Origin of the sequence: Streptomyces phaeochromogenes (assembly GCF_001418655.1) — a bacterium.
In the GTDB taxonomy this organism is placed as follows: domain Bacteria; phylum Actinomycetota; class Actinomycetes; order Streptomycetales; family Streptomycetaceae; genus Streptomyces; species Streptomyces phaeochromogenes.
The window spans coordinates 1-23,919 of the sequence record NZ_LIQZ01000164.1 but is presented as its reverse complement, the minus strand read 5'-3'; the positions used below and the strand labels follow the sequence as shown (position 1 = coordinate 23,919).

The window sequence follows — 23,919 nt, the reverse complement described above, 5'->3', positions numbered from 1 at the left end:
CTCTTCCGTTGAGGCACGCAAAGACTGACGCGGGCCGCTCACACGGGGCACACACGGCGCTGACATGGGGGCACGTGGCGCTGACACGCCCGTCCCGCGACATGGCAGCACTGCGTTCGCGCACCTGGCAGGCCTCTTGTGGCGGCGCGACGAGCAGGGACGCAGGGAGGAACGAGGGGAGGGGCGCAGGGGGAAAGGGGCGGTCGGGCGTGCGCCGACGTGCTGACGGTCTCGTTCGCCGCCTTACTCGCGGTGCCTTCGGGCGGGGGCGTGGACGGCGAAGTCGGTTACCGCTGCCCTGATTTGGGGATCGAGGGTGCCCGCGCGAAGATCGAGGGATGGACGGGGACGCCCGGCTTCGCATCACACTGCTCGGCGCCTTCCAGGCGTCCCGCGGTGGCACCACCCTGCCCGTCGCCGGCGCGCGGTTGCAGGGACTGGCCGCACGGCTGGCGCTCGCCGGCGGTCGTACGGTCGCACAGGACATCCTGGTGGACGCGATCTGGGCCGAGGACCCGCCGGCCGGCCCCGCCCACGCCCTGCAGGCCCTCGCCTCGCGGCTGCGCAGGGCACTCGGTTCGGCCGACGCTGTCGCGCAGGCACCGGGCGGCTACCGGCTGGACGTGGAAGCGGCCGACGTGGACGCGCTGAGGTTCGAGCAACTCGCTGCCACCGGCCGTGACCGCCTGCGCGCCGGCGACGCGCACGCCGCGGCGGCCGTGCTCGGTGAGGCCGTGACGCTGTGGGGCGACCATCCCGGTACCCGTCCCGGCATCGAGCCCACGGTCGTCGCCGCGGTGGCGCCCGCCGCCGCGATCCGGCTGGCCCACGCCTCGATCGAGGCCGTCACCGACCTCGCCGACGCCGAGCTGTCCCTGGGCCGTGCCGACGAGGCCGCCACCCGCCTGACCGCACTGCTCGCCGAGTACCCCGTCCACGAGCGGGCCGCCGCGCTGCTCATGGACGCGCTCGCCGCCCAGGGGCGCCAGGCCGAGGCCCTGGCCCTGTACGAGCGGGTCCGCGAAACCCTGGCCGAAGACCTCGGCACCGACCCGGGCGCCGCCCTGCGCGAGCGCCACCTGAGCCTGCTGCGCGCGGAGCGGCCCGCCCCGGACACCGACGCCTGGCAGACCAGACCGAGTAACCTGCCCGCCCCGTTGACCTGCTTCATCGGGCGCGCCGACGACCTCACCCGGATCGGCACGCTGCTCGCCACCGGGCGCCTGGTCACCGTGCTCGGTCCCGGCGGAGCCGGCAAGACCCGGCTCGCCGTCGAGGCCGCTCGCCGCCACCGCCACGAGTATCGCGACGGCGCCTGGATGATCGACCTCGCCTCGGTCACCGAGCCGGCCAAGGTCGGTGCGGCCCTGCTCGCCGGGATCGGGCTGCGCGGCGGCGCGATGTTCGAGGCCCGGACGCGGGTCGAGGGCGACGAGTTGGACATACTCGTCGGCGAACTCGGCGGCCGGGAGAGCCTGTTGCTGGTCGACAACTGCGAGCACCTGATCGACGCCGTGGCCCACCTGGTCGCGGCACTGCTGTCCCGCTGCGCCGGGCTGCGCGTACTCGCCACCAGCCGCGAACCCCTCGCGGTCGACGGCGAGGCGCTCGTGCCGCTCGGCCCGCTGCCGCTGCCCGGCCCGGACGACGGCATCGAACAGGCCCAACGGGCGTCATCGGTACGCCTGTTCACCGAGCGGGCCGCGGCCGTACGTCCCGGCTTCGAGGTCGACGAGGCGACACTGCCCGAGATCCGGCGGGTGGTCCGCAGCCTGGACGGCATGCCGTTGGCCCTCGAACTGGCCGCGGCCCGACTGCGGACGCTGTCCCTGCCCGAGCTCGCCGACGGGCTCTCCGACCGGTTCCGGCTGCTCACCACCGGCAACCGCACCGCCCTGCCCCGGCACCGCACGCTGCGCGCGGTCATCGCCTGGAGCTGGGACCTGCTGAGCGAGAACGAGCGTACGGTCGCCGAACGCGTGTCGATCCTGCCCGGCGGAGCCACACAGGCCTCGGCCACCGCACTCTGCGCCGACACCGCGGTGCCGGCCGCCGAGATCCCCGAGCTGCTCGCCGGTCTGGTCGACCGCTCGCTGCTGCAGCTCGCGCCCGCCCCGGGCCGTTACCGCATGCTGGAGACGCTGCGCGAGTACGGCATCGATCGCCTGGCCGAGACGGGCGACCTCGGCGCCGTACGCGACCTGGCCGCCGGCCACTTCGCAGAGCTGATGGCCCGGTACGACCCGCAGCTGCGCGGGCCCGGCCAGCTGGCGGCCATACGAGTCATCGGCGCCGAGTACGACAACACGCTCGCCGCCCTGCGCCGACGATGCGACACCGGCGATGCCTCCGGGGCGGTCGCCCTCGCTCTGAACGTGACCTGGTACTGGCAGATGTTCGGACGGCAGTCCGACGCGGCCTACTGGCTGGGCGAGGCTCTGTCGGTGCCCGGCGGCGAGCCGACGCCCGACCGAGACTGCGCCCACGCAATCCGCCTGCTCAGTCAGGTCGACGCCCGGAAGGGGACAACCGCCGATGATGCCGTGGGCGGCGACCAGGCCGAGCTGCGCGAGCTGGCCGAACGGCTGCTCGCGTACCCGGAGTTGCCCGGCCCGTACGGCGCGCTCGCCGCGCTCCCGCTGGCGTTTCTGCAGGGGGAGCGGACCACGCCCGCGCTCGTCGAGCGTCTGGCCGACGGAGACGACGTGTGGCTGTCGGGGCTGGCCCGCATGTTCCGGGCGCAGTTCGCCGAGAACGCGGGCGAGCTGGACCGGATGCGCACCGACGTCGAAGCGGCCCTGGCCTGTTTCCGGCAGGTCGGCGACCATTGGGGCCAAGCCAACGTGCTGCCGTTGCGCGCCCAGCTGAGGCAGTACGACGACGACCTCGACGGCGCGCTGGCCGACCTGCGTGAAGCCCGTTCGCTGGCGGGCGAGTTCGGCTCGCTCAGCCTCGGAGACGAGGTGTTCGGCGACCTGCGCTGGATTGACCTGCACCTGCGGCGCGGTGACACCGACCTGGTGATCGCGATGATCGACTCGGCCCGGGAGCGGGCGCTGCGCGCGGACTCACCGGAGATGCTGCTCCTGGTCGACGCGTGGGAGGCGGTCCTGTGGGTGCGGCTCGGCGACCTGGACCGGGCGCGGGAACTGCTCGACCGGGCCGATCAGGGTCTGCGCGGCGACACCGCGTTCCCCGGTGACCACGGGCGGACGTTGGTCGGCAGCGCACGAGCCGCGCTCTGCCTGGAGACGGGTGACCTGGCCGGCGCGGCGAGAGCACTGGCGAAGGCGTACACGGCGGCGCTGGAGACCCGGGACCTGCCGATCCTGTCGCTGGTGGCGGTCAACACGGCGGCACTCGCCGAGGCGCACGGGCGGCATCACGACACCGCCGTTTTGCTCGGCGCCGCGTCCCGGCTCCGCGGCGCCCACGACCGCACGGACCGCCAGGTTCGCGACCTCACCCGTCGAGGTCGGGCCGCCCTGGGCGAGGAATCCTTCGCCGCGGCGTACGCGAAGGGTTGGGAACTGGACGCGAAGACCGCCGCGACGGAAGTGGATCCGGCCCGGCTGTCCCCGGAACTGTGGGAGCGGGGCCGCCCGGATTGGTGTGCAGGAGGCGGCGTAGATCAGGGGAAGGACTGAGCGTCGGCGGCGCCTTGCGGGTGTCGGAAGCCGATTTCCTGGAGCACCCAGGTGTTGCCGTCGGGGTCGGCGAAGTCGGCCAGGCTGGCGTAGTCACGGCGTTCGGGGTCCGGCCCCGGCGCCGATTCGTCATGTCAAATGTCCACCGGTGACTTGTGCCGGATACCGCCGACCCTGACGCCGCGTTCGGTGAGTTCGCGATGGGCAGCTTCGATGTCGGTAACGGCCAGGAGGGTGGCGCGTGTTGACCCGGGTGGGGCGTCGGTGAGCCCGCTACCGATCTGTATCGAGCAGGCTGAGCCCGGCGGTGTCCACATCGGCGGGGCGGTGCATGACGATCTCCACGTTCACTTCGCCGTGCCACACAGCAGGCTCTCCACGTAGCGCACGGACGGGACGTGAAAGGGCGTATTCGCCGGTCCGGGCCATCCACAGTCCCTGTCGGCCGTCATGGGCGAGGTCGACGCTGTAGCCCTCGGCGGTCAGACCGGTGTGCAGGGTGTGGGCAAGGTCCACCTCGTCTTCGACCACCAGGATGCGCATGCGGTGCAGCCTCGCACAGCGCCGGCCCGCCTTCCTGATCATCCGGTCAGGTTGGATCAGCATCCGGTCAACGAGGTCCCGGCATGCTGGCCGAGTCTCTTCGCCGCTGCTGAAAGGCCCTGCCGTCGATGTCCGTTGCTGAATGTGTCCCCGCCGCGGCCAGGACGGTTTCCCCTCCCGCACGCGCCCGTCGTCAGCCACGGCTCCGGCCTGTGACCGATGGCGGTCCCCAGCCTCGGGTCCGTCTGCGGTGACGTGGGGGTGCTGAGCCGAGTTGGTCAAGCTCAAGGGCACGACGGGCCATCATCACGCCACAAGCGAAGGGGAGGCCCGAGCGGGCGAGCGAAAGCGAACCCTTGCCCTTACGAGCCGGCATGAGGAACACCGCGTCGATGGCGAAGCGGTCGGCGGCAGATTTACGCCTGACCAGCAGAAACCCAGTGATTACACCCGGAAGACAACAAGTTCTCGGACAGCCTCCAGGGGGAGACTTGCGCAGACAAGTGAAAAGAGCGTGCGTGGCCACGATCGCCGCGGCGGCAGCCGTGGCCCTGGCGGCGGGCATGACCAGCCCGGCGTCGGCGGAGGCCGAGCGTACGGCCGGTGACCAGGCCGTGTCGACCGCGCCCAAGCACCGCGTCACCCTGATCACCGGTGACCGTGTCGTCGTCGACGACAAGGGCCGCGTCGTCGGCCTGGAGCGCGCCAAGGGCCGCGAGGGAATACCCGTCCAGATCCGCAGGACCGCCGGGCACACGCTCGTCGTGCCGGCCGACGCCGCGCGGCTGATCGCCTCCGGCAAGCTCGACCAGCGGCTCTTCGACGTCACCGAGCTCAACAAGTCGGCCAGCCGCAAGGCCCAGAAGCAGGGCCTCAAGCTGATCGTCGGGTACCGCGGCGCGGCAGCGGCGGCCAAGGCCGACGTCCGTGACGCCGGTGACACCAAGGTCCGCAGGACCCTCAAGTCGCTGAACGCGGACGCGGTCCTGACGCCCAAGGGCGACGCGCCCGACCTGTGGGCCGCGGTCACCGACACGCGGTCCGGCGGCGCGAAAACCGCCTCCGACATAGCCCACGTATGGCTCGACGGCGTCCGCAAGGCCAGCCTCGACAAGTCCGTCAAGCAGATCGGCGCCGACAAGGCGTGGGCCGCCGGGTTCGACGGCAAGGGCATCAAGGTCGCCGTCCTGGACACCGGTGTCGACGCCACCCACGACGACCTCAGGAACCAGGTCGTCGCCGAGAAGAACTTCTCCACCGCCGCCGACGCCACCGACAAGTACGGCCACGGCACGCACGTCGCGTCCATCGTGGCCGGTACGGGCGCCAAGTCCGCGGGCAAGTACAAGGGCGTCGCACCGGGTGCCCAGCTGCTCAACGGCAAGGTCCTCGGCGACGACGGATCCGGCGACGACTCCGGCATCCTCGCCGGCATGGACTGGGCGGTCGAGCAGGGCGCTGACGTCGTGAACCTCAGCCTCGGCGGCGGGGACACCCCCGACATCGACCCGCTGGAGGCCCAGGTCAACAAGCTGTCCAAGGAGAAGGGCGTCCTCTTCGCCATCGCCGCGGGCAACGACGGCGACCTCGGCGAGCAGACGGTCGGCTCCCCGGGCAGCGCGGCGGCGGCGCTCACCGTCGGCGCCGTCGACGACAGCGACAAGCTGGCCGACTTCTCCAGCACGGGCCCCGGCCTCGACGGGCAGATCAAGCCCGACGTGACCGCACCCGGCGTGGACACCACGGCCGCCTCGGCTCCGGGCAGTGTCATAGCCCAGGAGGTCGGCGAGAAGCCGCCCGGCTACGTGAGCATTTCGGGTACGTCGATGGCCACCCCGCATGTCGCGGGCGCAGCCGCGATCCTCAAGCAGCAGCACCCGGACTGGAAGTACACCGAGCTCAAGGCCGCGCTGACCGGCTCCGCCAAGGGCGGCAAGTACACGCCGTTCCAGCAGGGTTCAGGACGCGTCCAGGTCGACAAGGCCATCAAGCAGACCGTGATCGCCGACCCGTCGTCCGTGAGCTTCGGCATCCAGCAGTGGCCGCACACCGACGACACCCCGGTCACCGACAAGGTCACGTACAAGAACCTCGGGACGACCGATGTCACGCTGACCCTCGCGGTGACGGGTACCGACCCGAAGGGGCAGGCCGCACCGGCTGGCTTCTTCACACTCGGCACCAAGACGCTGAAGGTCCCGGCGGGCGGCTCGGCCTCCGCCGACCTCACGGTCAACACCCGGCTGGGCGGCACGGTCGACGGCGCCTACTCCGCGTATGTGACGGCGACCGGCGGCGGCCAGAGCGTGCGTACGGCCGCCGCGGTGCAGCGCGAGGTGGAGTCGTACGACGTCACGCTCAAGTTCATCGGCCGTGACGGCAACCCGGCGAAGTACTACAGCGCAGGCCTGGACGGTGTCACCGGGCTCGCCCAGGGCAAGTGGTACTCGCCCTACGACGAGTCCGGCACCGTCAAGGTCCGCTTCCCCAAGGGCGGTTACATCTTCAACTCGGCCGTCCACGTCGACCCGGACGACCCTGCCAAGGGCTTCGACTGGGTGACGCAGCCGAAGCTGAGCATCACCAAGAAGGCCACGATCACGGTGGACGCGCGGACCGCAAAGCCGGTGGACATCACCGTGCCCGACGCGGCGGCGAAGTCGGAGGTCGCTACGCCGTTGTACACCGTCGGCGTGCCGGACGGCAGCAACTCGTACGGCTGGTGGCTGGACTCGTACGCCAACTTCCGTACCGCGCACGCCGGCCCGCAGATCACCGACGGCACCCTGTACCAGCAGTGGGGCGGTCACTGGGTCAAGCCCGCCGCAGAGTACGACACCCTCGCCGGCGGCAAGCTCAAGCAGCTCGCCACCGGTTACACCAAGCACTACAAGGCGAGTGAACTGGCCACCGTGAAGACCGGTCTGGGCGCCTCGTCGAGCGGCAAGAAGGGCGTGATCTACGCCTGGGGCGGGCTGCCCGGCAGTACAAGCACCTTTGCGCCCGGGGTCCAGCAGAAGCTGCCCGGCACGCGCACGCTGCGCCTTTCCACCGCGGGCGGGGTCAAGTGGAAACTCGACTTCGAGCAGCACGGCGGGCTCGACGAGAACGGCTTCCCGATCGTCGAGGCCTTCTACCCGCTCGGCACCCCGCAGACCTTCAAGGCCGCCACGAGCTACAAGAAGACCTTCAACACAGCGGTCTTCGGCCCGCGCATCGGCTCAGACCTCGGCATCTACCGCGATGGCAACGGCATCTACGGCTCCCTGCCGCTGTTCGCCGACGGACAGACCCACGTCGGCTCCTCGCTCTACTCGTCGGTCACCACGACCCTCTACCGCAACGGCGCCAAGGTCGGCTCGAACAGCGACCCACTGGAAGGGGCGGGCGTCTTCGAGGTCCCGGCCGGTGACGCCGCGTACAAGCTGACCACCTCGGTCAAGCGCAGCGTCAAGGTCGCCGCGGCCTCCACCCGCGTCGACGCCAGCTGGACCTTCCGCTCCAAGAAGGCCGACCTGGCCAAGCTGCCCGCGTCCTCGATCCGCTTCGACGCGGCCGTCGGCCTGGACAGCAGGGCTCCGGCGGAGAAGAAGGTCTCCGTCCCGGTGACCGTCCAGGGCTCGGCAGCGGGCAAGAACCTCAAGTCCCTGGCGGTGTACGTGTCGTACGACTACGGGCAGACCTGGAAGAAGGTCACCGTCAAGAACGGCAAGATCGCGGTCACGAACCCGGCCAAGGGCAAGGGGATCTCGTTCCACGCCAAGATCGCCGACAAGAAGGGCAACAAATCGACGATCTCGATCTACAACGCGTACTACGGGAAGTGACATGATCCGGTGGATCACCGACAGGTTCGCTGAACGCTGACACGCACGGATGGCCCGCCGGAAGCAGAGCTTCCGGCGGGCCATCCGGGTATGAGTGCGTTGCGGCAAAGGGAGTCTGCATCCAACAGCGGACCACCCGTCTGAGTCCGGATGCCGCACCCGTCTCGGAGTCAGCGGGCCCCGCAGCATGGACGGGGGCCTTCACGCCGGAGCAGGTCGAGGTCATCACCGGCGCCGACACCTTCTTCCTCGGAACCACACATCCTGCCCGAGGCGTCGACACCTCTCACAAGGGCGGATTCCCCGGCTTCGTCCGGACCGACGGCCCCGAACTGTGGTGGCCCGACTACGCCGGCAACAACATGTTCAACAGCATGGGCAACATAGCCGTCGACCCCACGACCTCACTGCTGTTCATCGACTTCACCAACGGCGCAGCCCTTCACCTCTCCGGAACAGCCGAGTTGGAGTGGGTCACCCCAGGCGGTCCCGGTGACGACGACGGCACCGGCCGACGTGTCCGCTTCCACCCCGAATTCACCAGCACCACCAGGCTTGCCCTGGCAACCGGCCGCGATGTCACCTACTCACCTCACAACCCCGCCTGGCAGCCATGACCATCCATTCGACTGTGAACGTGCTCGCGCCACTCCGCCTGGACGACCGCTACAAGCCGCCACTCCGACACGAGTGACCGGCTGCGCCCGCTCCTGGAGCCGCACCCGGGGTGGCCGGATGCAGCTCCAGGAGCCCAAGGGCGATTAGTTTCGCCGTGGTCGCCGGTCTGTATCCACGCAAGCGATCACCACATTCGAGGAGAGCACCATGACCGCCACCTACACGTTCGACGTCTTCTCCAGCCTCGACGGCTTCGGCGCCGCCAGTGGCAACTGGACCGGCTACTGGGGCAAGCAAGGTCCCGAGCTCCTCGACCACCGCCTCGGCCTGTACGGAGAGGAGCAGCGGATGGTCTTCGGGGCCAACACGTATCGGGCGTTCGCGCAGATGCTGGCGGCGAGCACCGAGGAGTCCGAGGTGCGGGACCCCTGGGTCACGCGGATGAGGAACCTGCCGGCAACGGTGGTCTCGACCACGCTGGAAGGACCCCTCGACTGGCCGGACGCAAACGTCGTGAGCGGTGACGCCGTCGACGTCGTCGCCCGCCTCAAGGAGGAGTCCAAGGTGCCGTTGCGCTCACACGGCAGCCTGTCGATGAACCGGGCACTGATGGCCGCCGGTCTCGTCGACCGCGTTCAGGTGACGCTCTTCCCCGTGATCACCGGTCAGACGGGGCTGGACCCGATCTTCCAGGGCGCGTCCGACTTCGACCTGGAACTGATCGAGAACCGCACGCTCGACGGCCACATCCAAGAGCTCGTCTACCGGCCCACACTGCACGTCTGAGTCCATCCATGCACGATCAGGGCATGGGCCGGCGGGCATCTGGGGGAAACCCGAACCAGAGCAGCTGGGGGTAGCACGAGTGACCCCGTCAGTGGTCCTCTCCAGGATGGACGGCATGTCGTCCTTCTCACTCCCACGCCGCGAGTTCCTGGCAGCGACTGCCCTGGCGCTGTCGCCGGTGGCGGGTACGCCTGCCGCACGGACCCAGTCCCGGCCGGCCCGCCGCTCGGCCATCCGGCTCCGCCTCCCCGAGCCGACGGGACCGTGCACGATCGGTACCGTCTCACTCCCTCTGACGGACCGCACTCGGCCCGACCCGTGGATGCCGTCGGTGCGTCACCGCGAGCTGATGATCAGTGTCTGGTATCCGGCTCTCGCGCCACGCCGCGGGCAGCGCCTCGCGCCATACATGGAGCGCGGTGCGGCCGAGCGATTCGACGCCCTGGAGCCGCATCGCATCCCGTCGGGCACGGTGGACTGGGCGGGCACGCGCACGCATGCCCACCATCAGGCGCCCGTGGACCCACGCGGCGGGCGACGGCCGGTGGTGGTGTACTCGCCGGGCGTCGGCGACCCCCGCTGCTGGGGCACCCTGTTGGCCGAGGAACTGGCCAGCCACGGCTACGTCGTTGTCACCGTCGACCACACCTACGAGTCCCCAGGCGTGCAGTTTCCCGACGGCTCGGTCAAGACGAACGAGGTGCTGTTCGAGGAATTCGCGCGGGCCCAGCGTGAGGGCACCGTTCCCGCCCTGCTGGAGAAGACGCTGCACACCAGGGTCGCCGACGCCCGCTTCGTGGTGAACCGGCTCGGCACGCTGCCGTACGGACTGTCGGAGGTGCTCGACACCCGCCGGGTCGGCCTGGCCGGCCAGTCGGGAGGCGGGTTCACCGCCGCTCAGTCCATGTACGAGGACCGGAGGATCCGGGCCGGGATCGACCTGGACGGCACCCTGGAGTTCAACCAGGAACCCAACGGAACCAATCTCTCGCCAGTCGCCGCCCACGGCCTGGACCGCCCCTTCCTCCTGATGGGCCGTGAAGGCAGCGACCACGCGGGAACCGAGCCGTCATGGGCGGCGTTCTGGTCGCACAGCACCGGCTGGCGCCGCGACCTGACCCTGCACGGCTCCCGGCACCAGACGTACACCGATCTCGCGGCAGTCATGCCACAGACCGGTCTCGGCCAGGACATCGTCGAAGGGACCATCGGCACGATCGACCCCGCCCGTGCGGTCACAGTGATCCGAGCGTCCGTCACCTCGTTCTTCGACCGCTGGCTGCGAGACCACAACGACCATGTTCTGGACGGCCCCTCAGCGGGTTTCCCCGATGTCACCTTCGTCTGGTGAGCGGCTGCGCCACGGTCCTTGGTCGAACGCGGTGAGCATCGCCAGGTGTGCAACGGGTCTCGCCGACATCGACTCACATGCAGTGCTCAGCGTGCTGCGCGGGTGACTTGGCTCGGCGTGCGGCAACGGCCATCACAATGACGGAGATCAGTACGATGCCGGCGCCGACGTAGAGCGGCGCGGTGTAGCCGAGACCCGCGGTGATGGCAAGGCCCCCGAGCCAGGCGCCCAGCGCGTTGCCGATGTTGGACGCGGAGACATTGGCGCTGGCGGCCAGCGCCGCCCCATGGGCGAAGTCGGTGACGCGAGTGATCATGCCCGGCACGCTGGCGAACCCGAACAGCCCCATCAGAAACACCAATACCACCGACGCGGTGGCGTTGGCGGCCAGCAGACCGAACACGGCCAGAGTGACGGCAAGCCCGAGCAGGGCAAGGACCAGGGCGCGGTCACGGTCGTGGTCGGCCGCTCGCCCGCCGACCAGGTTCCCGACGACGAGACCGACGCCGTACACCATCAACAGCCAGGCGACATCCGTCGAGGAGAAGCCGCCGACCTCGGTGAACGTGTAGGCGATGTAGCTGAACGCACCGAACATCCCGCCGTAACTGAGAGCAGTTGCCGTCAGCGTCAGCCAGACCTGCCAGGAGCGGAACGCCCGGAACTGCGCGCGCAAGCCGTCGGCAGGTGCTGGGTCCGACTGGCCCGTCACCGTCATCGTCGGCGACCGCGTCTCTCCCGCCCCGTCGGGGACAAGGGCGGCGATTCCCGCCAGCGCTAGCACGCCGATCGCGGTGACCGCCCAGAAGGCCGCTCTCCAGCCCCAGCGCTCACCCACCAGCGCGCCGAACGGCACGCCCAGCACGTTCGCGAGCGTCAGCCCCGCGAACATGACCGCCACCGCGCGGGACTTCTTCTCCGGCGCGACCAGACTGCGAGCGACCAGCGACCCGATACCGAAGAATGATCCGTGACATAGCGCCGCGACGATCCGCCCGAGCAGCATCACCGGATAGCTCGGCGCGACAGCGGACAACAGGTTGCCGACGACGAACAACGCCACCAGGCCGACCAGAACCGCCTTGCGGGGCAGCCGGGCCGTCGCCGCGGTCAGTGCGATCGCACCGACCGCGACACTCAACGCGTACCCGGAGATCAGCCACCCCGCCGCCGCCTCGGACACCGCGAAACTCGACGCCACCTGCGGCAGCAGCCCAGCGATCAGGAACTCGGTCAGCCCGATGCCGAACCCGCCGAGTGCCAGCGCCACAAGTCCACTCGGCATTCGTCGCCGCTCGACCACACTCCTGTACTCGATGGAGCTGGAGGCGCTGTCTCTCATCCGCCTTCCGTCTCCTTCCAGGAGGTTTTCAAGTCGAGTACGGGCGTGCCGAGTTCACGCCAGGCCAGGCTCACGGAGGCACCGCAGTCAAGAGTCTCTGGACGGCCCCGGGCGCATCCGCACCGGCCGCCCGTCCAGCAGGAAGTCCGCGTACCAGAGGCTGAATTCACTCATGGCTCCACCCTCACCCCTGAAGCCGGGCTCATCCATGGACAAAGATCGAGGATGCTTGGACGAAAGTGAGAGCACCCCGGACGAGTGGAGGTGCGCCTGCCCCCCGGATCGTCGTTGCCGTGGGCCGGTCGGTCACCGGCAACCACAACGACTGCGAGGCGTGGGAACTGTCCGGTGCGAAGACCACGGCCGGACGGACCGCGGTCATCACGGACCGCGGCTACCGGCGCACCGGCCTGGCTCCTCAACGTGGCCCTCAGCGGCCCTCATGGGATAACTTCCGCCCGCTACGGGCCCGCCCTTTCAAGGCCCAAGGGAGACGGTCGGTTTCCCAACTCGCCGTCTCGGAGGATGCTCAGTCGAGACAGAACTCGTTGCCCTCGATGTCCTGCATCGTGATGCACGACTCGTTCTCGTCATCGGCAAGCTGCGTGCGCACGTGTACCGCGCCGAGCGCGATCAGTCGTGTGCATTCGGCCTCAAGCGTGGCAAGGCGCTCCTCACCCACGAGTCCGGTGCCGGCCCGCACGTCAAGATGCACCCGATTCTTGACGACCTTGCCTTCGGGAACGCGCTGGAAGAACAGCCGCGGGCCTACACCTGAGGGATCGCTACAGGAGAACCATGCACCCCGATCCTCCGGAGGCAGGGAGAGATTGAAATCGTCCCAAGTGTCGAACCCCTCCGGTGGCGTCGGTGCGACGTACCCCAACACCTCGCACCAGAAGCGAGCGACGCGCTCAGGTTCTGCGCAGTCGAAGGTGACTTGGAACTTCTTGATCGATGACATCGGCGCACCATAGCAGGGGACTTTGGTGCTCATTTCCCGGTGTGGATCCGCACGTTGTCGGGAGGACGGCCCCTGCTGGCCGCTGCGGTGTCGTGAGGCCGCGGGGGAGGGCGCGGGAGGGCGGAACCGCACTTCCAGGACCCGTCCCCGGCCAAGCACACTCATGCCAAGGATGTGTCTCGGGACAGCCTTAGCGGGTGACCACGTTGAACACCGGGTACGTCTGCGGTTGCACGTCCGCGAGGCCGAGTTCTCGCAGGATCGGGATGAGGGTCTCGCCGAACTGCTGAAATGCCTCCTCGGACTCCCAGACGTCCACGACGAGCCAGCCGTTGCTGGTGGGCGCGGCAGTGTGCGAGATGAGCCCGGTCACCGGCCAGTCGGCGGGGCTCTTGACCGGGCCGGGTCGTCCGGAGACCTTCTCCGCGCTCTGTTCGTACTGGGCCTGGGTCATCCCCGGCATATCGAGAACCACGACGATCGCCATAGCTGAGTTCCCTTGCGAAGAGGTACAGAGTCGTTTGGCCAGTTGACCACCTTGCTGAGCCGACTGCGCGTTGGCCTGGGCCGGACAGGGCATGGACAGGAATCACAGCAGCGGTGCCGCTCTGCCCACCATCACGTCACCCACCGACAACTCAGGTCTCTGGTTCTTCGTGGGAAGCGACAGTTGGTGGCCGTTGCCTTGACGTCTGAGGCGCGTGCCATGATCCGGTTTCATGAGCGGAGTATCACTGTCGTCTGCCTGGCTGGCCGTGTGGATCAGCAGGGTCTCGGACTCCCTGCAGACAATGACAGCCGAGTTCGAGCGTCGACATGGGTTTCCCCCGGGCACCAATCAGGTGCGGTCGGCCAACCCCGACGACCAGGCGGCGGCCCGCGCTCTGGCCGAACGGGATCTCGCCTCTGCCGACCTGGTCACCCTCTACGACAGCATCGGCGACATCGCCTGGGCGGACGTCGGCAACGGCTACTTCGTCGACCCCGTACCTGACGTCCTTCTGCGGCTCAAGGAGTACGGCGCTGTCGGTGATGGCACGGGTGACGAAGCTCGTGGCCTGGTCATTGGCTCGAACGGTGGCGGACTGTGTTACGTCACCGGCCCCAGCGGGGTCGTCTACCGGACACGGACAGCATCGCTGGATGAACCCGAACTCGACAGGGTGGCTGATGATCTGCGGCACTTTCTGGTGCTGCTAGAACAATCTCTGACGCGGTTCGTGGCCAACGGCGAGCCGGGATACCTGTAGGTACGGTTCCCGGCCCTTCTTTGTGTTAGCCGTTGCAAGACGGCGTCGGAGTGGAAACCGAATCGCTCGTGTATGTGCCTGGAGAAGGACGCCGGAGGTAATCGAATCTATTCGATATTCTCGAAATTCCGACCGCACTTCCAGGTGTAGATCATCGCGGATGGCTTCTGCTGGGCCAACTCAACAATCAACACACGGATGATATTGATGCTACGAGCCTGCGCATATCGTGGGTGTCTCGAAAACCGGATACGTGCTGGCAACACCACGCTGCCTTGACTGGCAGCATGAACCAAACTCCATCATCAGCACGATCATCGATCCGTCGGATTCGCTGGCTACCTGTCGTCAGCCTGGTAGCCGTCATAGCAGCGATCACCGCAGCCCTCGGCTACCAGGTGTCGCAGTCCTCGTCCTCCGCATCGTCCGTATCACCCTCGAATACTCTGCGCATTGAACACCGCGGTGCTCTCGGCGAGGCTGATGGCGCCGTCCCCGACGGTGTGACGGTTTTCAATGGCGAGATTCCGGGCGTGACCAACCTCGACGCGGGTCTGCTCAGGGCACTCCGCCAGGCCGCAACGGACGCCGCGGACGACGGAGCCGAGTTCTATGTCAACAGCGGCTGGCGCTCCCCGGAATACCAGAATCACCTTCTGCGCGAGGCGATCTCCAAGTACGGATCTGAAGACGAGGCCATCCGATGGGTGGCCACCGCGACGACGTCTCCTCATGTATCGGGGGACGCGGTCGACATCGGGCACTCCGATACGACGGAGTGGCTGTCCAAGCACGGTGCCGAATACGGGCTGTGCCAGATCTACAGGAATGAACCCTGGCACTACGAACTGCGCACCAACGCGATCGATCGCGGTTGCCCGCGTATGTATGCCGACCCCACTCAAGACCCGAGAATGCAGCAGTGACCGATAGCGACCGGCAGTGAGTGAGGACAGACCCTTCGGCGTAGGCGGACACGGCGGAGGCCGGACAGGGCGACGCCGGCCGCCGGGACAGCGGCTCCGGTGCCTGGCTCGCGGGCATCCGCCGGGCGATCCGCACCGGCTCCCGGCCGGAGCCCCACAAGCACGGCCCGATGCCCCGCGGCACCGGCACCGGCACCGCCTCGCGGCCCGCTCGCGCCGCTCCGGGGAACCGCCCCTGAGGCTGCGCCGGGAATCGCAGGCTCTCGCCCGGACACGCTGTCACCGTCGCTCGTATGGACGAGAACGGCGCCCCGGTGTCCGGGTTCGACCCGGAGCAGTACGCGCGGGTTGAGCGGGCTGCTCAGGTCGTGGGCAAGACCCCGGAGGTCTTCGTCCGTGACGCCGCGCTCGCGGCTGCCGACGACCCGTTCATCAAGGCCCTCGTTGATGGCGGCGACCGAGTTGGGAACCTCGCGGAGGTCTTGAGCACGCAGGACACGCGAGCCGCCGGTGACGACCGTACGGCCTGGCCCGACCCGGCGCAGATGAGCAGCCGCGATCTGCACGAGATCGAGCAGCACGGCCACGCCGCGTGACGCGCTACCTGACCCCGCAATAACTTCTGCAGATCGCCGAGATGCTCCCCGGAGATCCGGTCTGCCTCGACCGCTGCGTCCTCCATGGCGTCTGCGCTCTCGTCCAGGCCCACCACATGGGGTGCGACGTCTACTCCAGCGACTGGCTCAAGGCCGCAGCGATGCTCGAGTCGGTCGCCGAGGTATTTCTGAACACCAACGGGCGTTACATGCACCATTACATGCACTACGAGCCGGAAGAGGCGCTCGCGCTCGTCATGCGCGCCCGGCACAAGGGCATGCGTGTCCAGGAGCTTGCCGCCCAACTCCGCGCCTGGACCACGGACTGACGGCGCTTTCAGTCGGACCGGTCCGATTCCTCGCACAGACGCACAGACGCACAGAACAGCTCGTAGTCGCTGAGGCGCCGGTTCCGCCACCGGAGACATCACCCGGCACCGGGCACTTCGAGAGATCAAGCCCCCGACGCGCCTCGCGAGTCACTGCTGTGTCGTTGAACGGTCTGTGGACTACCGGCCGTCAGGCCGGCGCCGTGCGAGAAGGATTCCCCCGAGCGTGCTCTCGGCTGAGGTGAGAGTCCTGTGCGTCTCGACGGTGAAGCCGGCTTCGTTGAGCCAGGCAGCCATGTGGCTGTGCTGTCGACGATGGACGTAGATCTTCATCGGGTGGCCGCCATAGCCCTGCGTCTTCAGCTGCGACTCGTCACCGACGTGGAAGCCGAGCAGCAGCGGCCCACCGGGCCGGACCACTCGCTTGAAGTGCGCGAAGACCGAGCTGATCTCGTCGTCGGGCACGTGGATCAGCGAGTACCAGGCGACCAGGCCGGCCATCGAGCCATCGGCAAGGTCGAGGTCTGTCATCGAGCCGAGCTCGAACCGGAGTCCGGGGTGATCGCGGCGAGCCACCTCGATCATCCCGGGCGACAGGTCGATCCCGAACGCGTCCACGCCCAGTTCACTCAGGTGAGCCGTGATCCTCCCCGGCCCGCATCCCACGTCCGCGACCGGGCCCCCGCCGCTGGTGCGCACCTGGTCGGCGAACAGTGCCAAGGCCTCGCGCTAATAGGGCGTTTCATCCAGCAGGTTGCGCATCAGGTCGGCGTAGCTGGCGGCGACGGTGCCGTAGGACGCCCGAGTTTCTTCCAACCAGCCGTCGGTGTTCGGTTCGATTTCCACGCCGGCAGGCTACGCAACAGCAGCATGAGGTGACTTCGTACGACGGCCGGATCCTGTCGTTTGGATCATGCCGGGCTTGGGCCTGGCATGTGTGTCTGCGGCGTTGTCGTCAGCCCCAGGACTCCGCGCCGACTCGTTCTTCCGCCTTGCAGCTACACGTGCCGGGCCCCGCTTCCTGATCCCTCATCTGGCCCGATTCGAGCGACAGTCCCTAGCTGTCGATCTCGTACTGGCCGACCTCAAGGAAGTAACGCAGCGCTTCCGGGGTGTTGTCGTCCAGGGCCGCGTTCGCCGCCGCGCGCAGGGCGTCGCTGATGTTGGGATCGGCCAGTATTCGTGCGATGGCTACACGGTCGTCCTCGGCCTGAGCGAGACGCAGGCCGGTTTCGAGGAATTCGCGTAGGACCTCGGGGCTGCCGTCGTCGAGGGCCCTGTTGGCTTCACGGATGACGGCCTTGCCGCTGTCGGGATCGGCCAGGATCCTGGCGATGGCGACGCTGTCGTCCTCGGCCTGAGCGAGGCGGTAGCCGGTCTCGAGCCAGGCGCGCATTTCCTCCACGGTGCCGTCGTCGAGGAGCTCGTTGGCCTCTCGGGTCACTCGCTTACCGCTGTCGGGGTCGGCCAGGATGCGGAGGATCGCGATGCGCAGGTCGTCCGCGTCCATCTCGTCGTAGGGGGAGCCCGCGTCCGCTGCAGCCACGGCGGCAGGCGACGGTGTCGCGGCGCCGGCCAAGGACGGAGTGGAGAGCAGCAGGGCCGGAGCGAGGGCGCCGGCGGCCACGGCGAGGGTCGCGCGGGTCAGTCTCACGGAGAGAACCACCTTGTGTCGTAGTCGCGGAATGCGGCGGTGGCATTGTCCCAAGGAGAGTTGGGCCGGGTCTCTGCCCGGATCATGCAGTCTTCACTGGTTCTTCATTGCCGACGGCCTGCCACCAGGCAGTTTCGATTCGATCAGTCGAACGTTGGGCTCGTGTCCGATCCGCGTGAAGCCACCCGTCGGGCGCGATCTGCCACAGGGCGTTCGCAGGGTCACGTGATCTGCAGGCGACGTTCGATCAGAGCCGTGATCTTGTCGAGCCGTTCCAGATCGGCGACCTCGTCGTCCGAGATCTCCACGCCGAGGTCCTTCTCCAGGGCGAGGGCGAACTCGACCGTCGCCAGGGAGTCGAGGCCGAGGTCGTCGAGCGTGGAGTCCGGGGCGATCTGATCGGCCGGGACCTGGAAACCTGCTGTGAGGATGGACTTGACCTTCTCAAACATCATTCCTCCGAATGAAGCATTGTGCCGGGAGAGTTCGGGGACGCTTGGAACAAGTCGGAACGAGTCGGCATGAGTTGGAACGAGCCGGAACCTGTCGGAACGAATTCAGTCGCGATACGTGTGCACGGACAACGCCGTGATGTCCGGCCAGGTCAGCGTTGCCGCGCCCCACACCAGTCCGGCGCCGAAAGCCGCCAGCAGGAGCCGGTCGTGCGGGCGGAGCTGCCCGGCCGACGCGGCGTCGGCCAGCAGCAGGGGCAGTGACGCGGCGGACGTGTTGCCCACGTGCTCGATGTTCGACAGGACCTGTTCGCGCGGCACGCCCAGTTCCTCGGCGACGGCCTCGCTGATGCGGGCGTTGGCCTGATGGGTCGCGAAGCGGTCGACATCACCGACCCGCCAGCCGGAGAGGTCCAGCACCTCGCGGGATGCCTCCACCATGCGTTCCTTGGCGTGCCGGTAGACCTTGCGGCCCTGCATCCGCAGGTAGTACTCGCTGCGGTCGGGCTCCGTACCGGCGGACCGCTGCCGTGCGCCACCGGCCGGGACCTGGATCAGGTCGCTGCGCGTACCGTCGCTGCCGAGCCGTATCGGTCCGATCGCGCCGGGCTCGTCCGGATCCCCGGCACGCAGGACGGCGGCTCCGGCGGCGTCGCCGAAGATGATCGCCGTGCCTCGGTCCATGGGGTCGACGATGGTGGAGAAGGTCTCGGCCCCGATGATGAGCACGCGATCGGCCAGGCCGGCGGCTATCGAACCGACCGCGCTCGCCAGGGCGTACAGGAATCCGGCGCAGACCGCGGAGAGGTCGTGCGCGGCGACCGGCCCGAGGCCCAGTTCGGCCGCGACCTCCGGGGCGGTGCCGGGGCAGACCCGGTCAGGTGTGGTCGTCGCCAGAATGACCGCGTCCACCTGGTCGCAGGCGGCCGACTTGAGGGCCAGCCTTCCCGCCTCGGAGGCCAGTTCACGGGTGGCCAGCCCCGGCTCGACCCGGTGGCGCTGGGAGATGCCCGTGCGGGTGCGGATCCACTCGTCCGACGTGTCTATGCGCGCGGACAGATCGGCGTTGGTCACCGTGTGGGGCGGTACCCAGCCGGAGATCCCGGCGAGCACTGCCGAGCGTGCCCGCCGGATGGTGGGCCGCGCGGCGGTCATGTCGTCCCTGTCGGTGGTATTCATGTGTCCGCCCCTCACGCCTTACCCAGGAGAATCGCGCTGCTGACCATGCCGACGGTGTAGTTGAAGGAGAGCGCGTGGTCGATGCGCATCGGCCGGGTCGCGGTGCCCGGCACGGGGTCGAAGTGGCACTCGTCCGCCGGGTCCAGACAGCCGGCCGTCGGGCACACTTCGTCGCGCTGGATCATGAGGGACGAGGCGGCCACACCGAGGTTGCCCAGCGGTCCGCCGTTGTGACCGAAGCAGGCCTCCTGCACGGTGACCGGCATCCGGGAAGCGCGGTCCCCGAAGAGCCGGCCGACGATGTTCGACTCGGTCTCGTGGAACACGCGATCGCCTTCGGCTCCGCCGTTCACGTAGTCGATCTGGTCCGCCTCGACCAGTCCTGCCATGGCGTCGCGGGACGCCTGCACCATGCCGGTCCCCGACCGGTCGATCGCGAACGCGCTGTGCTGCGGGCTCCGCCGGGTGCGCTGCGACAGCATCCGGGCGTACGGGGTGGCCCCGCGCCGCTCGGCGTGGTCGCGGCTCTCCACGACAAGAGTGATCGAGCCGTTGCCCATGTTGGAGCCCGGTGTGTTCCGGTCGTAGGGGCGCATCTGTTCCGTCATCGCGAGTGCGGCGTCCTCCATGGCGTCGACGGTCTCTCCCGCCGCCTCGCCCAACTCGGCGTAACGGTCGAGCAGATCCGCATAGTGCTGGAGGAAATCCAGGCCGAACACGTCCGCGCCGGTGACCACCGCGACGTCCACCTCGCCTGCCGCGATCATGCGGTGTGCCATGCCGAGCAGCACCGCGGAGGACGTACAGCCGTTGGACACGGTGAAGTTGGGGCCGGTCCCGGCGACCAACGCCACCTGGACGTTCGCCACGTCCATCGGGATACCGGTGAGGGCGAGCCGGGTGCCCAGCTCGTTGATCTCCTCCCTGGTGGCCTTGTTCCGGTCCGTGTTGAGGATGTCGGCGTACTGCGTCGACCAGCAGTCGCCGCCGTCGCGGGCGGCCAGGATCGCTGCTTCCGACAGGTGGCCGGCCCGCCAGTCGAGGCCCGCGTCGGTGCAGGCCTCCGCCATGGAGATCAGGCCGTACAGCTGAACGGGGGAGTAGAGGTTGAGAATCTTGGCGGGGAGTTCAGGATAGCGATCCCGAACATCCGCGATGTCGGTGCGTACCTGCCCGAAGAAGACGCCATCCTTTTCGACATGGCAGGCGCCCGTGGAAATGGTCTCCCAGAATTCGGCGGGAGTCGCGCACAGGCCTCCGGGACCCGGCAGTGCGAATCCCATGCCGGTGACCAGGGTGTCCCGCCCGGGGGTCTTCCGAAGGTCTTCCATGAAGCTCCCTGCTAGTGATGATGCGGCACCGGCTGACGACCATACGAGCAGGAGCGAGGCTGGTGGAACCGGCTGCCGGTACCTGGTTGAACGGAATACAGGTATCGGCGGTACTTCGGGGATTCTCGAAGTACTTCGAGTACCCGGCGTGAATGTCACCGGGTACCGGCGGTCGGATGTGACGTGTTCGTCGGCCCGTTAGTTTCATGCTATGGCTGTGCTGGATGAAAACACCGGACGGTGGGGTCGTGAGGAATCCGTGCTCGTCACGGGTATTGGTGTCATGCTCCCTGGTGCGACGAATGTCAAGGAATTCTGGCAGGACGTACGGGACGGAAATTCGAGGATCGGATTTCTGACGCGCTGCGAGCCCGAGCGGACCGGACTGCGGATGGCCGGCGAGCTGCGCGACTTCGACCACCGCAAGTTCCTGCCGGAGCTGAGCGAGAAGTTCGCGGGCCGGTACACGCGAGACGCGCTCGCGGCCATGTCGGCCGTGGAGGAGGCGCGCCGTGACGCGGGGCTCGGCCGGGGGGACGTCGACCCCCGCCGTCTCTCACTCATTGCCTCCTCCTCACGTGGCCCCCTGGAGTGGGTCAGCGGCGTGCTGGACGGGAGCGGCGACGCGGAAGGGGCGGACCGGTCCCGGCACTTCGCCGACAGCGGCGCCATGCTCCGGGGCATGCCCGGCTCACCGGCCACGTTGTCCGCCATCTACGGCGACGTACAAGGGCTCGTCACCACCCTGAGCAGTGCCTGTGTCGGCGGCCAGCACGCCATCGGATTCGCCGCGGAGCTGATCCGCGCGGGCAGCGCGGACGCCGTGATCGTGCTGGGCTACGAATTCCCCCTGACACCCCTGGTGTTCAAGTCCTTCAAGGCGATGGGCGACGGTGTGCTGTCGGCCGAGTCGAGCGACCCCTCCCGTGCGGTGCGTCCGTACACCCGTGACCGGGAGGGCTTCGTGTTCGGCGAGGGAGCGGTCGCGCTGTGCCTGGAGCGCGAGAGCCGTGCCGAGGCCCGTGGAGCCACGGGTTACGCACGTGTCCTCTCGCACCGGGCACGGAACGAGGCGAGCCATCCCTTCGGCATGGACATGAGCGGCGAAGTCACGGCGGCGGTCGTCACCGAGGCGCTCGCCGACGCCGGACGTGTTCCGCGGGACGTCGACTGGTTCTGCGGTCACGGCACCGCGACTCCGAAGAACGACCTGGCCGAGAGCCGGATGCTCGGTGCCCTGTATGCCGGCCGACCGCGCTCCTCCTGGCCACCGCTCAGCTCGGTCAAGCCGGTCTACGGTCATCTGCTGGGAGGGGCCGGGCTGGTCAACGCGGCGGCCACCGCCCTGGCGCTGCACCACCAGTGTCTGTGTGCGACCGCCAACTACGCCGACTCCGTGCCCGATCCGGAATGCGATCACGACCATGTCGGTGACGGGCCGCGGGAGACCGACGTCGGCCTCGCGGTGTCCCTGGCCTTCGCCATCGGCAGTCAGACCTCGGCGCTCGTGATGGGCGCGGCGTGAACAGACCGGAGTTCACCACGGATCCTCCGAGGAGGGACATGAGCACGGACAACGGCGCCGCCGGGCGTCCCGCTCTCGTGGCAGACGTCGACGCCCTGGTGGCGCGGTACGTGTCCCCCGGCTCTCATCTGCATCTGGCGATGACCATGGCGCGGCCCAACGCCATGGTCTACGCGCTGGCGCGGCAGTTCGCGGGCCGCGGCGACTTCACGATCAGTACCTCGGCGACGCACACCTCCCTGCACGCGCTGACCATGTCGGGGGCCATCAGGCACCTGATCACCTGCTTCCTCGGCGACACCTACCCGACGCCGCGTCCCAACCCGCTCTACCGCGACCTGGCCCGCGACATCCCGTTCACCTCCGAGCTGTGGTCCCTGCTCAGCTTCACCCAGCGGCTGATGGCCGGTGCGATGGGACTTCCGTACACGGTGACCGCCTCACTCGTCGGCAGCGACCTGGAGAGGGGAAAGGGCCGCAGCTTCGCCCGGCTGCCCGATCCCGCGGGCACGGGCCGGCCGCTCGGGCTGGTGGAGAGCCTGCGTCCGGACCTGACCCTGGTGCACGGCGCCTGCGCGGACCGGCGCGGCAACATCATCCTGGTCCCGCCGGCCGGTGAGGGCGCCTGGGGCGCGTACGCGGCGGAGAAGGGCGTACTGGCCTCGGTGGAGCGCATCGTCCCCGACGAGTTCGTCGACGCGCGGCCCGAGCAGGTCGTCATCCCCGGGCAGCGGGTGATCGCGCTGTGCGAGGCGCCGCTCGGCGCGCACCCCCAGTCCCTGCGCGGCCTCGCCAGCGGGGAAGTGACCGGCTACCGCGACGACTACACGTTCCTCACCGAGATGGTCGAGTGCCTGGCCACCGAGGAGGGCGCCAAGGAGTGGTTCCGCGAATGGGTGGAGGAGCCCGCCGGCCACGCGGAGTACGTGGCGAGGCTGGGCAGGGCTCGGCGCGAGGAGCTGAAACTCGCCGAACAGCCGCTCGCCCCGAGGAACATGACCACGCCCGTCGAACAGCCACAGCCGCCCTTCCACACCGGCACCCCAGCCCGCACCCGGCCGCTGCCCCGCGATCCCGTCACCCGTCAGGAGCGGACCATCATCCTGGGCGCCCGCGCGATCGCCGAGCGCGTCACCCAGGGCCGGTACGACACACTTCTCGCGGGCATCGGCGTCTCGCACCTCGCTGCCTGGCTGTCCGCGGGCATGCTCCGGCGGCGGGGCGTCGAGGTGCCGGTCTGTGCCGAACTCGGCTTCTACGGAACGGATCCCGAGCCCGGCGACGTCTTCCTCTTCAGCCAGCTGCACGCGACGCGCTCCCAGCAGCTCGCGGGCATCCCCGAGATCCTGGGCGGCATGGTGTCGGCCAACCGTCGATGCCTGGGAGTCCTGGCAGCCGGCGAGATCGACGCCAAGGGGAACATCAACACGAGCCTGCTCGCCGACGGCCGCTGGCTGACCGGGTCCGGGGGCGCGAACGACATCGCCTCCAGTACGGACTGCCTCGTGCTCTCCACCGCCTCCCGACGCAAGTTCGTCCCCCGCGTCGCCTATGTCACCAGTCCCGGCGAGCGCGTACGCGAAGTGGCCGGCCACTTCG

Annotated in this window: 18 protein-coding genes and 2 pseudogenes; 11 read left to right on the top strand and 9 right to left on the bottom strand. The window is 68.8% G+C overall.

Annotated elements, in window-relative coordinates:
- Positions 1–338: 338 nt before the first annotated feature.
- Positions 339–3,647: an ATP-binding protein gene (locus AOK17_RS22670; RefSeq protein ID WP_055614368.1), complete on the top strand. Its 3,309-nt coding sequence runs from the start codon at positions 339–341 to the stop codon at positions 3,645–3,647.
- Between the two features lie 402 nt (positions 3,648–4,049).
- Here AOK17_RS22670 and AOK17_RS48680 read toward each other — a convergent pair.
- Positions 4,050–4,190 (bottom strand): annotated as a pseudogene (locus tag AOK17_RS48680) (response regulator); the annotation flags it as partial.
- 503 nt (positions 4,191–4,693) lie between these two features.
- Here AOK17_RS48680 and AOK17_RS22660 point away from each other — a divergent pair.
- From AOK17_RS22660 to AOK17_RS22645, 4 genes are all read left to right on the top strand, one after another.
- Positions 4,694–8,017, top strand: coding sequence for a S8 family peptidase (locus AOK17_RS22660; RefSeq protein ID WP_055614366.1), 3,324 nt, complete (start codon positions 4,694–4,696; stop codon positions 8,015–8,017).
- Positions 8,018–8,046: 29 nt separating this feature from the next.
- Positions 8,047–8,634: a pyridoxamine 5'-phosphate oxidase family protein gene (locus AOK17_RS48675; protein ID WP_079053220.1), complete on the top strand. Its 588-nt coding sequence runs from the start codon at positions 8,047–8,049 to the stop codon at positions 8,632–8,634.
- 208 nt (positions 8,635–8,842) lie between these two features.
- Positions 8,843–9,421 (top strand): dihydrofolate reductase family protein, encoded by a 579-nt coding sequence (locus AOK17_RS22650; protein WP_055614365.1) that lies wholly within the window; start codon positions 8,843–8,845, stop codon positions 9,419–9,421.
- A 115-nt stretch (positions 9,422–9,536) separates the two neighbouring features.
- Positions 9,537–10,772 (top strand): alpha/beta hydrolase family protein, encoded by a 1,236-nt coding sequence (locus tag AOK17_RS22645; RefSeq protein WP_245697299.1) that lies wholly within the window; start codon positions 9,537–9,539, stop codon positions 10,770–10,772.
- Between the two features lie 73 nt (positions 10,773–10,845).
- Here AOK17_RS22645 and AOK17_RS22640 read toward each other — a convergent pair whose 3' ends face one another.
- The 3 genes from AOK17_RS22640 to AOK17_RS22630 all read right to left on the bottom strand — a co-directional run bounded on the left by AOK17_RS22640 (position 10,846) and on the right by AOK17_RS22630 (position 13,565).
- A complete protein-coding gene (locus AOK17_RS22640; protein ID WP_055614385.1) occupies positions 10,846–12,057 on the bottom strand; it encodes an MFS transporter in 1,212 nt (403 codons plus the stop codon).
- Positions 12,058–12,643: 586 nt separating this feature from the next.
- Complete coding sequence (locus AOK17_RS22635; protein ID WP_055614363.1) at positions 12,644–13,078, bottom strand: VOC family protein; 435 nt, start codon at positions 13,076–13,078, stop codon at positions 12,644–12,646.
- Positions 13,079–13,268: 190 nt separating this feature from the next.
- Positions 13,269–13,565, bottom strand: a complete 297-nt coding sequence (locus tag AOK17_RS22630) for a hypothetical protein (RefSeq protein WP_055614362.1) — start codon at positions 13,563–13,565, stop codon at positions 13,269–13,271.
- Between the two features lie 232 nt (positions 13,566–13,797).
- Here AOK17_RS22630 and AOK17_RS22625 point away from each other — a divergent pair, with 232 nt between their 5' ends.
- From AOK17_RS22625 to AOK17_RS22610, 4 genes are all read left to right on the top strand, one after another.
- A complete protein-coding gene (locus tag AOK17_RS22625) occupies positions 13,798–14,328 on the top strand; it encodes an SMI1/KNR4 family protein (protein WP_245697297.1) in 531 nt (176 codons plus the stop codon).
- 287 nt (positions 14,329–14,615) lie between these two features.
- Entirely contained in the window at positions 14,616–15,254 is a 639-nt protein-coding gene (locus AOK17_RS22620) for a M15 family metallopeptidase (protein WP_055614361.1), read from the top strand.
- A 293-nt stretch (positions 15,255–15,547) separates the two neighbouring features.
- Positions 15,548–15,850 (top strand): hypothetical protein, encoded by a 303-nt coding sequence (locus AOK17_RS22615; protein WP_055614360.1) that lies wholly within the window; start codon positions 15,548–15,550, stop codon positions 15,848–15,850.
- A 41-nt stretch (positions 15,851–15,891) separates the two neighbouring features.
- Complete coding sequence (locus AOK17_RS22610) at positions 15,892–16,179, top strand: hypothetical protein (RefSeq protein ID WP_055614359.1); 288 nt, start codon at positions 15,892–15,894, stop codon at positions 16,177–16,179.
- A gap of 180 nt (positions 16,180–16,359) precedes the next feature.
- Here AOK17_RS22610 and AOK17_RS22605 read toward each other — a convergent pair.
- From AOK17_RS22605 to AOK17_RS22585, 5 genes and pseudogenes are all read right to left on the bottom strand, one after another.
- Positions 16,360–16,941: pseudogene (locus AOK17_RS22605) on the bottom strand (class I SAM-dependent methyltransferase).
- 295 nt (positions 16,942–17,236) lie between these two features.
- Positions 17,237–17,833 carry an ALF repeat-containing protein gene (locus AOK17_RS22600; protein WP_055614358.1) on the bottom strand — a complete coding sequence of 199 codons (597 nt, stop codon included), beginning with the start codon at positions 17,831–17,833 and terminating at the stop codon, positions 17,237–17,239.
- A gap of 221 nt (positions 17,834–18,054) precedes the next feature.
- On the bottom strand, positions 18,055–18,288 hold the full coding sequence (locus AOK17_RS22595; protein WP_245697295.1) for an acyl carrier protein: 234 nt from the start codon (positions 18,286–18,288) through the stop codon (positions 18,055–18,057).
- Positions 18,289–18,390: 102 nt separating this feature from the next.
- Positions 18,391–19,464, bottom strand: a complete 1,074-nt coding sequence (locus AOK17_RS22590; RefSeq protein WP_245697293.1) for a beta-ketoacyl-ACP synthase III — start codon at positions 19,462–19,464, stop codon at positions 18,391–18,393.
- Positions 19,465–19,475: 11 nt separating this feature from the next.
- Entirely contained in the window at positions 19,476–20,795 is a 1,320-nt protein-coding gene (locus AOK17_RS22585) for a beta-ketoacyl synthase N-terminal-like domain-containing protein (RefSeq protein WP_055614356.1), read from the bottom strand.
- A gap of 211 nt (positions 20,796–21,006) precedes the next feature.
- Here AOK17_RS22585 and AOK17_RS22580 point away from each other — a divergent pair, with 211 nt between their 5' ends.
- Positions 21,007–22,320: a beta-ketoacyl-[acyl-carrier-protein] synthase family protein gene (locus AOK17_RS22580; RefSeq protein WP_079053219.1), complete on the top strand. Its 1,314-nt coding sequence runs from the start codon at positions 21,007–21,009 to the stop codon at positions 22,318–22,320.
- A 38-nt stretch (positions 22,321–22,358) separates the two neighbouring features.
- On the top strand, positions 22,359–23,919 hold a 1,561-nt coding region (locus AOK17_RS22575), incomplete at its 3' end, for a CoA-transferase (RefSeq protein WP_055614354.1).